This is a genomic window from Mesorhizobium sp. WSM3873 (assembly GCF_001672445.1).
Taxonomy (GTDB): Bacteria; Pseudomonadota; Alphaproteobacteria; order Rhizobiales; family Rhizobiaceae; genus Mesorhizobium.
Genome location: NZ_LYTM01000003.1, coordinates 1 through 12,607, shown reverse-complemented (window position 1 = coordinate 12,607; position 12,607 = coordinate 1). Strand labels below are relative to the sequence as shown.

Below are 12,607 nucleotides of genomic sequence, written 5' to 3'. Positions count from 1 at the left end.
ATGCTGTCGGCTTGCACTTACTTCGGCAGATAGGTCTCGTAGGGCGTGTCGTTGATCAGCAGGATCACGCATTCGGTGTCGGACAGGCAGGCATCGTCATGCATCTCGTTGGCTTTCTGGGTCCAGTAGGAGCCCGGCGGCAGCTCGACCCTGGTCGCCTCGCCGCCTTGGATCTGCCAATGCGCCCAGAGCCCCTTGATGACCACGGCGCGATAGTCGGCGGTGTGCGCGTGGACCGGCGCGCGCCAGTTGCCGGGAACTTTGAGCAGCGTGCCGGCCGCGCCCTCGGCTCGCGAGCCCCATAGCGGGCCGAGGCGCTGCGGCTGGTCCGGCGATTCAACGACATAAGGGATCTTGTCGGCCGGCAGATAGCTGTCTTCAAGGCCGAATGCCTGCCCAGGAGAGATGGTGAGCGCGGCGAGCGCAAGTGCTGCGAGTTGGTTAGCCATGAGCGGTTCCTCCTGTGGCCAGCTTAGGCGCTTCCTGTCGGTGGAGAATGATGCGTCGTCCAAAAGACTTGGCAATTCCTCCAGCCTGGTAGCGACCTGAACGCCGGCTGTCAGGATTGCTCGCCGCCGCCGCCGTTGCGCAGATGGCTCGGCGCGACACCCATCACCCGCTTGAAGGCGCGGCTGAAGGAAGCTTCCGAATCGTAGCCCAGTTTCGCCGCCACCACCGACACCCGCATCCCGTCGCGGGCGAGCCATTGCCGCGCCTGATGCATGCGCACGCGCAGCACATATTTGGCCGGCGTCTCGCCGACCACGGTGGCGAAGCGCTGCGCGAAGGCGGAGCGAGACGCGCCCATCAATCGGGCCAGGGCCGCCACCGTCCAATCCCGGTCGGGCTGCAGATGAATGGCGGCGAGCACCTTGCCGACGTCAGGATTGCGGACCGCGGCGATCCATCCGGTCGCGTCGCCGCAGCCGTTCTCTACCCAGGAGCGGATGATTGTGGCGGCGAGCACGTCAGCCAGGCGGGCGAGAATGCCGCCGGAGCCGACCCGGTCCATCGTCACCTCGCCGGCCATCGCATCGAGCAGATGGTGGATGCCCGGCGCGTTCGCCATCAGCTTATGCGCTTGCATCAGGTCGGGCATCATGTCGAGCAGCGGATGCGAGCCGTCGAGATTGAAATGCATGCTGCCGCAAAACAGCAAGGTCTTGCGGCCGTCGCAGCCGTTGGAGACGTCATAGATGTTCTCGCAGACCGGCTCGATCGTGTAGCGGCCGATCGGCACGGGCGGAACGCCCGGCGCGCTCGCCAGCACATGCTCGTCGCCACGCGGGATCAAGAGCGCGTCGCCGACCGAGAGCTCGATCCATTCCTTGGCCGGTGAGAATAGCCAGCAGCCCTGCTGGCCGATGAAATGGAACCGCGCCGCCTTCTGCGCGGGGAAGGAAACGGCCCACGGTTCGCCCAGCACGCAGCGGCCATAATCGACGCCGTCGAGCCGCAATCCGCGCAGCATGTCGGTCAGCGGATCGCCGGACGCCGGGAATGTGGTTATGGACGAATTGTAATTCATTTCGGCGTTTCTAGCATGGAAACTCCAGCCCGTCAGTCCCTATGTTGCACTGCAGCGTCGCGCGCCGGGCCTGTAACGGGTGGATCCCGAACTGGCGGTCTTCCAAATGGCGCCGCAAAACAGAACGGAGATTTTCCCATGACCGAACCCGCCACAGGCGTCATCGACGCCGCCGTTCTCGATAGAACCGAAGCCGAGGAGCGAAGCGAGCCGGTATGGGGCGCGGTGGTCTCGCTGGCGCTCGGCGTGTTTGGCTTGGTGACCGCCGAATTTCTGCCCGCCAGCCTGCTGACGCGGCTGGCGCAGGATCTCGGCGTCAGCGAAGGCGCCGCCGGCCAGGCCGTGACGGCGACGGCCGTCGTCGGCGCGATCGCAGCACCCACGATGGCCATCGTCACCAAGCGGCTGGACCGCAGGCTGGTCATGTGGCTGCTCACCGTGCTTCTGATCGTCTCCAACCTGCTTGCCGCCTTCGCCTCCTCGCTCACGATGCTGCTTCTGGCCCGCGTGGTGCTGGGCGTCGCGCTCGGCGGCTTCTGGTCGATGTCGGCCGCCATGGCGATGCGGCTGGTGCCGATGCGGCTGATGCCGCGCGCCATGTCGATCATCCTGACTGGCGTATCGGTGGCGACCGTCACCGCGGCGCCGGTCGGCGCCTATGTCGGCGACATCTGGGGCTGGCGTACGGCCTTCATGATCGCGGCGGTGGTCGGCGCGCTGACGCTGCTCGTACAGCTTGCCACCATCCCCAGCCTGCCGCCGACGGCCGTGGCGAGCTTTCGCACGCTGATCGAGGTGCTGAAGCGGCGGACGATCCGCATCGCCCTGCTGGTCGTGCTGCTCGTCGCCTCGGGACAGTTTGCCGGCTTCACCTATGTGCGGCCATTCCTGGAGACGGTGCCGGTCATGCCGATCGAGACCATCTCGCTGGTGCTCCTCGCCTATGGCATCGGCGGCTTCTTCGGCAATTTCGCCGGCGCCTTCCTGGCCGAGCGCAATCTGAAGCTTGCGGTCGGATTGGCGCCGCTGCTGATCGCGCTGTCGGCGCTTGCCATGCTCACCGTCGGCACTTCACCGGTGATTGCGGCAATCGCTGTTGCGGCATGGGGCTTTGCCTTCGGCGCGGTGCCGGTCGCGCTGCAGACTTGGCTGATGCGCGCCGCTCCCGACCAGGCCGAGAGCGCCGGCGGCCTGATGGTAGCGACGTTCCAGGTGGCGATCGCGCTGGGCGCAGTCTTCGGCGGCCTGCTGGTCGACCATGCCGGCGTCGCCAGCGCATTCGGCTACGGTGCCATGGCAACGCTGCTCGCGGCGCTGGTGACTTTCGCCGTCGGGCCGAAACAGGCTAAATAACCTTGGACGCCGACAAGCCAGCCGGTACGGCCGGCTTGTCGGCAGGGCGATGCAGTCTGGGCTAAGCCGAGCGGCCGTCGAACTCGAAAACCTCGATGGCGGCGAGATCGATGCCGTCGAGGCAATTGATGTTGATGTAGGCGCTGCGCTCGCTGCCTTGACTGACATCCTCGGCGAAGGGATGGATGCCGCAGGTCCGGCAGAAGCGATGCGCGATTGCGCCCTTGCCGAAGGTGTATTTTCCGAGGTCGTCGGCCCAGGCAACCAGGCGCATGCTGGCGTGCGGCACGGCCCAAAGCAGCGCCCCCTTGCGCGCGCAGATCGAGCAGTTGCAGCGCACCGCGCCGCCGAGCTCGCCTGCGACCTCGAAAGCCACCTTGCCGCAGTGGCAACTGCCTTTGTACAGCATCAGTCTCTTTCCATCGCTGGCAGGTGCAAAGGCACCCTTGCCGGGTTATCCATCCGCTAGCCAAATCGGCTGCCTTAAAGACGTTGCATCCTTGCGGAGTCCGACATCGACATGCAATCCGTGCGCGACCGTCTCGAAATCATCCTGTCACGTCTTGCCAATCGCGCGGCTGACGAAAAGGTCTACGTCAAGCTCTATGCGCAGGCGGCGCTCGCCGCAGCGGATGCAGCCGACGCGCGGCAAAGAGCCGGCGTCTGCCTCGGGCCGCTCGATGGCGTGGTCGTGTCGATCAAGGATTTGTTCGATGTCGCCGGCGAGCCGACCCGGGCAGGCTCGCTGATGCTCGCCGGTGCTCAGCCCGCCGCGCAGGACGCGGCGATCGTGCGCCGGCTGCGCCAGGCGGGCGCGGTGATCCTCGGCAAGACCAACATGACCGAATTCGCCTTCACCGCGATCGGCGACAACCTGCACCACGGCACGCCGGGCAATGCGGCGGATGCCAGCCTGATCCCGGGCGGTTCTTCGTCCGGCGCCGGCGTTGCGGTAGGCGAAGGCAGCAGCCAGATCTCGATCGGCTCGGACACGGGCGGCTCGGTGCGCATTCCGGCCTCGCTCAACGGCGTCGTCGGCTTCAAGCCGACGGCCCGGCGCGTGTCCTTGGACGGCGCGTTTTTCTTGTCGGCGACACTGGATTCGATCGGTCCGCTCGCCCGCAGCGTCGCTGATTGCGCGGTTGCCGACGCGATCATGGCGGGAGAGGAGCCAGTTCCCCTCCAGCCGATCCCGCTCGCCGGTCTGCGCATCGGCGTTCCGCGCGGCCGACTGTTTGACGACACGCTAGCGGAGGTCGCCGTGGCCTTTGAGGCGTGCACCAGCCAGATGGAGCGGGCAGGCGCACGCGTCACCGATCTATCGATCGATGACCTCCTTGGCGAGATGCGCGCGGCGACCATGCGCGCCTCGATCGCGTCGATGGAGGGTGCGGAAGTGCATGCCGACTGGCTGGCGACCGGAGCCTCGGTGCCCGTCGACCCACATGTCAGTGGGCCTTTGTCGCGCGCGCTGACGGTTCCCGCTTCCGCCTATATCAGGACAATGCGCCGCCGGGCGGAACTGGTCGCGGCCATGGCGGAACGGCTGCAAACGATCGACGCGCTTGCTCTGCCGACCGTGCCGATGGTCGCCCCGTCGATCGCGGCGATGGCCGGCGACGAAGCGCTACGCGACAGGACGGAAGGCTTGCTCCTGCGCAACACGCAGGTCGCCAACCAGTTCGATCTCTGTGCAATCTCGCTGCCGATGCCGGGCACGAAGCTGCCGGCTGGGCTGATGCTGGTGGCGAGGCATGGGCACGACCGACGTCTGCTCGGAATTGCTGCCGCAGTGGAGGCTTTGCTGAGCGGATAAGGTCGTGACAGGGACGCAGTCAGGGGGCAGGAAAGCGCCGACGGTAACGCTCGATCACTTCCGGATTTCGCAGGTTGACCGGCAGCTTGTCGGCAAGCACCAGCAAGGCCTCGTTCGCCGCGCCGACGCCCATGCGCATCATCGATTCCTCGGTGATGCCGGCCATATGCGGAGTGATGATGACGTTGTCGAAGCTGAAATAGGGATGGCTCGGCGGCAGCGGCTGGGTCACAAAGACGTCGAGCGCCGCACCGCCGATGCGGCCTCTTCGCAGGGCTTCGATCAGCGCCTCGTCATCGACCACCGGCCCGCGCGAGACATTGATCAACAGCGCATTGGGCTTCATGCGGGCGATGCGCTCGCGGCTGATCAGGCCGCGTGTCTCCTCGGTCAGCGGGCAGCAGAGCACGATGATGTCGCTCTGCTCGACCAGCGCGTCTATCGACAGGAAACCGACGCGCTCGGGCGCCGGGCGCAGGCTGCGCGTCGTCGCCACGACATTGAGGTCGAAGCCGTGCGCGGCGATGTGGCCGACGGCCTGGCCGACGGCGCCAAGGCCGACGATGCCGATCGTCTTGCCGGCGAGCTCGCTGGTCGAATTGGCATGCTCGCGCCCGGCGAGCCAGCCCCTGGCGCGCAGGTCGCGATCCATCATGCGGAAGCGCCTGAGCAGCGCCAGCGCCGTGAACATTACATGTTCGGCCACCGAGCGGGCATTGACGGCCGGCACGTTCGCCACCAGCACGCCGGCGGCGGTGGCCGCCTCGACCGGGATCATGTCCAGTCCCGCGCCGTGGCGGATCGCGGCGCGCAACAGGGACGCGCCTGCGAACAGCTCCGGCGGCAGCGGCGCTCGGACGATGACGATGTCTGCGTCTTTCGCCTCGGCAGCCAGTGTTCTTGCATCGAGCGCGGAGGCGACGACCAGCCGGCCGGCTCCCGCCAGCATGCTTGTCGCGCGCGGATGTAGCGGGTGCGTCGACAGGATCTTGCGCATGAAACTCAGGCCCTTTCGAGCGCCGCGCTTTTCGGCTCGGTCCAGCGACCTTCTATAATCCCCTTCCAGTAGCTCTCGGCTCCTTGCAGGTGCGCACTCATCAGCGCCTGGGCGAGGTTGCCGTCGCGGCGCAACAGCGCCTCGTAGATCTGGATGTGTTCGGCATGCGAGCGCATGCTGCGCTCCAGATCGTTGAAATAGATCGGCAGGCGCTGCTCGCCCATCAGGTAGTAGACGCTGCAGATGTTGTGGAAGACACCGTTCTTGGTCGCTCGCACGATCTCGAGGTGGAACTCGCGGTCTTCCCTGGCGAGGCCTTCGCCGGCGGCGATGCGCTCCTCGGAAGCCTTCAGGATCTCGCGCAGCCGCTCGAAATTCTCCTCGGTGGCGCGTGAGCAGGCAAGCTCGGCCGCCTTGATCTCGTGGATCTTGCGCAGCTCGACGGTCTCGTAGATCTGCACCGGATCGAGCGGCAGGCCCGCGCGGGCGAAAAGCGCTAACGCTTCCACGCTCGCCTGCTTGGTATCGATATAGATGCCGGACTTGGCGCGGCGCTCGACGATGCGCATCGCTTCGAGGATGGCAAGCGCCTCGCGTATCTGGCCGCGGCTGACGGCGAAATGCTCCGCCAGCTCGCGCTCCGACGGCGTGCGGCCCGACTCCTTGTCCGAGTTGGAGAACAGATAGGCGGCGAGTTCCGCAAGAAGGTTCTTTTCTTTCATCGTCAAATGCGTAGCGCGTGCGCCTCCAGGAATCGCTCCGAAACGGTGAAACCCAATCCGGGCTTTTCAGGGATCGCTATCATACCGTCCTTTGCTTCGACAGTCTCCTCGACGAGATCGTGGATCATCGGATTGGCGCCCAGCGAATACTCGACGATGAAGGTCGCGGGGGAAGCCGCGCAGACATGCAGTCCGGCGAAGAAGCAGGGCGCGCCGGCCCACAGATGCGGCGCGAAGCGCAGGTTAAAGGCGCTGGCGATGGTGCCGATCTTCATCGCCTCGCTGATGCCGCCGCAGAAGGCGGGATCAGGCTGGAAGATGTCGGCCGATTTCAACACGGCCAGATCGCGGAAGGCGTAGCGCGTCGCCTCGCTCTCGCCGGTGGCGATCGGGGTCGAACCGGACGCGCGCACCTCGGCCATACCGGACTTGTCGTCGGCGATCACCGGCTCCTCGAACCAGGCCAGATCGAGATCGGCGGTGAGGCTGATGAAGCGCTTGGCCTCGGCGACGGTGTAGGTGCCGTGCGCGTCCACCATAAGTTCGACATCAGGGCCGATCGCTTCCCTGGCGGCGCGGACGCGCGCGGCCGAGATATGCGGCGCGCCGTCCATGGCGCCGATGCGCATCTTCAGCGCCTTGAAACCGCCTTTGGCGATATAGGATTTGAGCTGGTCGCCGATGGTATCGGCTGGCGCCCAGCCGCCCGAGGCATAGGCCTGCATGCGCTCGACCTTGCGGCCGCCGAGCAGCCGCCAGACCGGCTGCCCCAGTGACTTGCCGAGGATGTCCCAAAGCGCGATGTCGACGGCGCTGATCGCCGCCACGCTCATGCCGCGCCGCGCCAGCTGGGGCATGGCATGGCCGGCATGGGCCGCCGTGTGGTGTCGCACGCCGTTGTAGAGCATCTCCCAGATGATACCGATATCGGCCGGATCGCGGCCGATGAGCTGCGGCGCAATTTCGTGATTCAGCATGTGGACCAGCGCGCCGTAGCTGCCGGCGCTGCCGGCGGCGTTCTTGCCCTCGCCCCAGCCGACCAGGCCGTCGTCGGTCTCGACGCGCAGGATGGCGGCGTCGAACGTCGTCACCTGACCGAAGTCGCTGCGATGCTGCTTTGCGACTTCGATCGGTATGCGAACCCACCAGGCCTGGACGCTTTTTATACGCATCTTGATCCCCGGACCCGCCGCCCGGCGAGGACGGTAGGGCTAAGCTCAAATCGGACCCTCTACTTGATCAGCGGCAGCAGCGTTTCGGCGGTGATGCGCATCTGATCGGTGTAGAACTTCTCGGTGAGCACGCTGGAGCCGTGATCCTGGATGAATTTGAGCTGCTCGGGCGAGATGTCGACCGGGTTGCGCTCCACCATCTCCGGATAAGGGGCGGCCGGCGTGCGGTCGACCGGGGCGACGAACTCGTTGGTCAGCGCGCCGTCATAGCCGATCTCCTTCAGCGTGCCGACGATCTTCGGCCAGTCGATCTGGCCGAGACCCGCGGCGAAGCGGTTGTTGTCGGCGACATGGAAGTCGTAGAGGCGCTTGCCGACCTGGCGGATGGCGTCATAGACGTTAAATTCCTCCATATGGATGTGGTAGGCGTCGAGGCAGACGCCGCATTCCGGGCTCACCGCATCCGCGAGCGCGAGCGCCTGGGCACCACGATTGAAGAGGTAGGTCTCGAAGCGGTTGAGCGGCTCGACGGCGATCTTGACGCCGACCTTCTTGGCATGCGCGAAGCATTCGCGCGTGGCGTCCACCACCCAGCCCCACTCTTCCGCCTCCGTGCCGTCGGGCACCACCTTGCCGACGGTGGCGGGAACCAGCGTGATGATCTCGCCGTCAAGCTCGCTGACCATGGTCAGCACGTCTTTGACATACTGTACCGATCGCTCCCGCTGGCCCTGGTTCTTGGCGGCAAGGTTGCGTTCGCCCAGCATCAGCGTCACCGAACCCCAGCAACGTATGCCGTGCTCCTTCAGGAGCGCGCGCGTTTCCTTGGTCTTGTACTGCTCGGGCTCGCCGGAAATCTCGATCGACTCATAGCCGAACTTCTTGATGCGCTTCAGCGTCACCTCCAGCGGCTCCGCCCGCATCCAGTTGTGCGTCGAAAGATGCATGGTCTATCCTTCCCAGAATTCGCCTGTCACTTTTTTCGCGGCGTTCTCCACCGAGCCCGTCGCATGATCTCCTCCCCACGGCGTTCCAGTGTTTTTTCTCGAAACTGGTTCGACCAATTGGGCCTGACAGAACCTCTACAGCAAATTCACAGTAACGGCAAGGAGACCGCCTATTGGGCTCAATTTATCAGTCAATGCTTTGATTTGAATAGATTAAGCTGCCTTTCGGCAATCGTGCGGATCGCATTCCAACTGTTTCTGGCCGCTTGACCAAACAGCCGTATTTGGTAATACCAGAATGCCGCTGCTTGTCGGCGCCGAGACGAACGGTCGAAGAGGCTAGCCCTCGCTTCAATCGGCGCTATGCTTGGTCCATGAAAACGAGAGAGGGAGGATGCCGATGCCGACGACGATGAAGGGGCCCGGCCTGTTTCTGGCGCAGTTCGCGGGCGACGCCGCGCCGTTCAATTCGCTGGCTTCGATCACCAGATGGGCGGCCGGGCTCGGCTACAAAGGCGTACAGATCCCGACCTGGGACGGACGGCTGTTCGACCTGAAAAAGGCGGCGTCATCGAAAAACTATTGCGACGAGGTGAAGGGCATCTGCACTGAAGCCGGCGTCGAGATCACCGAGCTGTCGACGCACCTGCAGGGGCAGTTGGTCGCGGTGCATCCAGCTTACGACGCGCAGTTCGACGGGTTTGCGCCGCCGGAGGTGCACAACAATCCGAAGGCCCGGCAGAAATGGGCGGTCGAGCAGATGGAATTCGGCGCCAGGGCATCGAAGAATCTCGGCCTCAAGGCGTCGGTAAGCTTCAGCGGCGCGCTCGCCTTCCCGTACCTCTATCCGTGGCCACAGCGGCCGCCTGGGCTGATCGAGGAGGCGTTTGCCGAGCTTGGCAAGCGCTGGAAGCCGATCCTCGACGTCTATGATGAGAACGGCGTCGATATCGGCTACGAGATCCATCCAGGCGAGGACGTGTTCGACGGCGCGACCTTCGAGATGTTCCTCGACGCGGTCGGCGGCCACAAGCGCTGCAACATCAATTACGACCCGTCGCACTTCCTTTTGCAGCAGCTCGACTATCTCGAGTTCATCGACATCTACCACGAGCGGATCAAGGCCTTCCACGTCAAGGATGCCGAGTTCAACCCGACGGGGCGGCAAGGCGTCTATTCGGGCTATCAGGGCTGGGTGAACCGTGCCGGGCGTTTCCGTTCCCTCGGCGACGGGCAGGTCGATTTCAGCGGCATCTTCTCCAAGCTCACCCAGTACAACTACGATTCCTGGGCGGTGCTGGAATGGGAATGCTGCCTCAAGCATCCCGAGGACGGCGCGGCCGAAGGCGCACCCTTCATCCAGCATCATATCATCCGGGTCACCGAAAGGGCCTTTGATGATTTCGCCGGCGGCACCAGCGACAAGAAGCTGCTGCGCGCGATGATGGGGATTTAGCACCTTTATCCTCCCCTCGAGGGGAGAGTGGCCCAAAGGGCCGGGCTGGGTCGGTTCATGCCGAGATCCACGCCCGGCGACCCCACCCGATCCGCTGTGCGGATCGACCTCCCCTCAAGGGGGAGCTAACCAACATGAGGGAGAACGAAAGCATGGTCGGCGCATCGAAATCGGAAACGGGAGGCGGCCCGATCCGCTACGGCATGGTCGGCGGCGGGCAGGGCGCTTTCATCGGCGCGGTGCACCGGATTGCGGCGCGCATGGACAACGACTTCGTGCTGGTGGCCGGCGCGCTGTCGTCGGACCCGGCGCGCGCGAAGGCCTCGGCCGAAGAACTCGGGCTCGATCCGTCACGCAGCTACGGCTCCTATGCCGAGATGGCCAAGGCCGAAGCCAAACGCCCGGACGGCATCGAGGCAGTGGCGATCGTCACGCCCAACAATGTGCATGTGCCGGCGGCCAAGGCCTTCCTGGAGGCGGGTATCCACGTCATCTGCGACAAGCCGCTCGCGACCTCGCTCGCCGAGGCGAAGAAGCTTGCCGCGCTGGTCGAGAAGGCTGGAAAGGTGTTCGTGCTCACCCACAACTACACAGCCTATCCGATGGTGCGGCAGGCGCGCGAGATGGTGGCCAAGGGCATGCTCGGCGACATCCGCATCGTGCAGTCGGAATATCCGCAGGACTGGCTGACCGAAGACCTAGCCGCGACCGGTCAGAAGCAGGCCTCATGGCGCTCCGACCCCAAGCAGGCCGGCGCCGGCGGCGCGCTCGGCGACATTGGCACGCACGCCTATAACCTCGCCCGCTTCGTCTCGGGGCTGGAGCTCGATTCCCTTTCGGCCGACCTCGACGCCTTCGTGCCGGGGCGCCAGCTCGACGACAACGTCAATGTGCTGTTGCGCTTCAAGCCGGTTGGCAACAAGCATCCGGCCAAGGGCATGATCTGGGCGAGCCAGGTGGCGCCCGGCCACGAGAACGGGCTGAAGCTGCGGATCTATGGCTCGAAGGGCGGGCTCGAATGGGTCCAGGCCGACCCGAACTATCTTTGGTACACGCCCTTCGGCCAGCCGAAGCAGTTGCTGACCCGGGCGGGCGCCGGCGCGATGCCGGTAGCGGCGCGCGTCAGCCGCGTGCCCTCCGGCCATCCGGAGGGCTATCTCGAAGGTTTTGCCAATATCTACCAGGAAGCGGCCCGCGCCATCCGCGCGGCCCGAAAAAAGGGCGGCAAGCTTGCCACGGATGTCGCCTTCCCGACGATCGCGGACGGCGTCGAAGGCATGGCCTTCATCGAGGCGTGCGTGAAGTCTTCGAAGAAGAACGGGGCGTGGACGAGGCTATAAAGGCGGGTTCGGCGACGGCACGGGCCGGATGAGGGGGATTGTGACCCGCTAGCGCAAGTGGTGGGCCGCAGAGGAGGGGTGTCGATGAAAATCGGCATGTGCATGTTCTTGTGGACGACGAGCGTCTCGAAAAAGCACGAGGCGCTGCTGAAGGACATCAAGGCAACCGGCTTCGACGGCGTCGAGATACCGGTCTTCGCGGGCGAACCGGATGACTACCAGAGGCTCGGCGAGATGCTCGATCGCATCGGACTGGAGCGCACCGCGGTCTCGGCGATGGGCGACCCGGCGATGAACCTGATCTCTGCGGATACCGCGACGCGCAAGGCCGGCATCGATTACATGAAATGGGCGATCGACTGCAGCGCGGCGCTCGGCGCGGACAGGCTGAGCGGGCCGCTGCATTCCACGCTGGGCGCCTTTTCCGGCAGCGGGCCGACAGCGGCCGAGAAGAAGCGCTCGGTCGCCTCGCAGCGGGCCATTGGCGATCATGCCGGCAAGAGGGACGTCACCATCGGGCTCGAAGCGCTGAACCGCTTCGAATGCTATCTGGTCAACACGATGGACGACCTTTCCGAGCATGTCGACGCGATCGACCGCCCGCACATCAAGGCGATGTACGACACCTTTCACGCCAATATCGAGGAGGTCGATCCGATCGGCGCCTATACGCGCAATCGCCGGAACGTCGTCCACATCCACATCTCGGAAAACGACCGCGGCGTGCCGGGGCGGGGTAATATTCCCTGGAAGGAAACCTTCGCCGCGATCCGCAAGAGCGGCTATGACGACTGGCTGACCATCGAGTCGTTCGGGCGTTCGCTGAAGGATCTGGCGGCAGCGACCAAGGTGTGGCGGGATTTTGCCGAAAGCCCGGAGGCGGTGTATCGCGAAGGGTACAGGCATATCAGGGATGGGTGGAGGAAGGCGGCGTAGGGCGCCCTGATCGATAGTGACGCAAAGGAGACCTGCGTCGGCGACCCTTGGCGCAAGGCGAGACGATGATTTCGCCTTGTCCATTTTCTGTTTGCGTTCGCGGCGATTGCCTAGTGGTTCCCCCAATCCGTCTCGGCTTCGCCGAGCCACCTCTCCCCCCTCGAGGGCAGGGGAATCGCAGATAAGTTGATTGGCTATTGCCAAGCCGCAAAGGAAGGATTCTTGAGAGGCTTTCTCGTAGCAGAGGAGGCCCGAGTGCGGCTTGTTTTGTCGATCCTGCAAGCAGTTCGCGATCCGCGCGACATCAACGCGCGGCATGATCTTGCTGAACTTCTGTTTC

Annotated in this window: 12 protein-coding genes; 5 read left to right on the top strand and 7 right to left on the bottom strand. The window is 64.9% G+C overall.

The window, feature by feature from the left end; all coding sequences use genetic code 11:
- Positions 1-17: 17 nt before the first annotated feature.
- Both A9K71_RS02700 and A9K71_RS02695 read right to left on the bottom strand, forming a co-directional pair.
- A complete protein-coding gene (locus A9K71_RS02700; RefSeq protein ID WP_066990454.1) occupies positions 18-449 on the bottom strand; it encodes a DUF4437 domain-containing protein in 432 nt (143 codons plus the stop codon).
- Between the two features lie 110 nt (positions 450-559).
- Positions 560-1,528: an AraC family transcriptional regulator gene (locus tag A9K71_RS02695; RefSeq protein ID WP_066989963.1), complete on the bottom strand. Its 969-nt coding sequence runs from the start codon at positions 1,526-1,528 to the stop codon at positions 560-562.
- Positions 1,529-1,666: 138 nt separating this feature from the next.
- Between A9K71_RS02695 and A9K71_RS02690 the strand changes: the two genes are divergently transcribed.
- On the top strand, positions 1,667-2,881 hold the full coding sequence (locus tag A9K71_RS02690) for an MFS transporter (protein WP_066989960.1): 1,215 nt from the start codon (positions 1,667-1,669) through the stop codon (positions 2,879-2,881).
- 61 nt (positions 2,882-2,942) lie between these two features.
- Here the strand turns inward: A9K71_RS02690 and A9K71_RS02685 are convergent, their stop codons facing one another.
- A complete protein-coding gene (locus A9K71_RS02685; RefSeq protein ID WP_066989957.1) occupies positions 2,943-3,290 on the bottom strand; it encodes a GFA family protein in 348 nt (115 codons plus the stop codon).
- Positions 3,291-3,401: 111 nt separating this feature from the next.
- Here A9K71_RS02685 and A9K71_RS02680 point away from each other — a divergent pair, with 111 nt between their 5' ends.
- Positions 3,402-4,697 carry an amidase gene (locus A9K71_RS02680; RefSeq protein ID WP_066989954.1) on the top strand — a complete coding sequence of 432 codons (1,296 nt, stop codon included), beginning with the start codon at positions 3,402-3,404 and terminating at the stop codon, positions 4,695-4,697.
- Positions 4,698-4,716: 19 nt separating this feature from the next.
- Here A9K71_RS02680 and A9K71_RS02675 read toward each other — a convergent pair whose 3' ends face one another.
- Genes A9K71_RS02675 through A9K71_RS02660 form a run of 4 tightly spaced genes read right to left on the bottom strand, consistent with a single transcriptional unit; the run spans position 4,717 to position 8,535 of the window.
- The gene (locus A9K71_RS02675) at positions 4,717-5,694 is read right to left on the bottom strand and encodes a hydroxyacid dehydrogenase (protein WP_066989952.1); all 978 of its coding nucleotides are present in this window, start codon (positions 5,692-5,694) and stop codon (positions 4,717-4,719) included.
- Between the two features lie 5 nt (positions 5,695-5,699).
- The gene (locus A9K71_RS02670; RefSeq protein WP_066989949.1) at positions 5,700-6,416 is read right to left on the bottom strand and encodes a FadR/GntR family transcriptional regulator; all 717 of its coding nucleotides are present in this window, start codon (positions 6,414-6,416) and stop codon (positions 5,700-5,702) included.
- 2 nt (positions 6,417-6,418) lie between these two features.
- Entirely contained in the window at positions 6,419-7,588 is a 1,170-nt protein-coding gene (locus A9K71_RS02665) for a mandelate racemase/muconate lactonizing enzyme family protein (RefSeq protein ID WP_066989946.1), read from the bottom strand.
- 59 nt (positions 7,589-7,647) lie between these two features.
- Positions 7,648-8,535, bottom strand: a complete 888-nt coding sequence (locus A9K71_RS02660; protein WP_066989944.1) for a sugar phosphate isomerase/epimerase — start codon at positions 8,533-8,535, stop codon at positions 7,648-7,650.
- A 400-nt stretch (positions 8,536-8,935) separates the two neighbouring features.
- On the opposite strand from A9K71_RS02660, the gene A9K71_RS02655 reads away from it, so the two are divergent.
- The 3 genes from A9K71_RS02655 (at position 8,936) to A9K71_RS02645 (ending at position 12,267) form a co-directional block, all read left to right on the top strand.
- On the top strand, positions 8,936-9,991 hold the full coding sequence (locus tag A9K71_RS02655) for a sugar phosphate isomerase/epimerase (RefSeq protein WP_066990451.1): 1,056 nt from the start codon (positions 8,936-8,938) through the stop codon (positions 9,989-9,991).
- A 152-nt stretch (positions 9,992-10,143) separates the two neighbouring features.
- A complete protein-coding gene (locus tag A9K71_RS02650) occupies positions 10,144-11,331 on the top strand; it encodes a Gfo/Idh/MocA family oxidoreductase (protein WP_066990447.1) in 1,188 nt (395 codons plus the stop codon).
- A gap of 84 nt (positions 11,332-11,415) precedes the next feature.
- Entirely contained in the window at positions 11,416-12,267 is an 852-nt protein-coding gene (locus tag A9K71_RS02645) for a sugar phosphate isomerase/epimerase (protein ID WP_066990444.1), read from the top strand.
- Positions 12,268-12,607 lie beyond the last annotated feature (340 nt).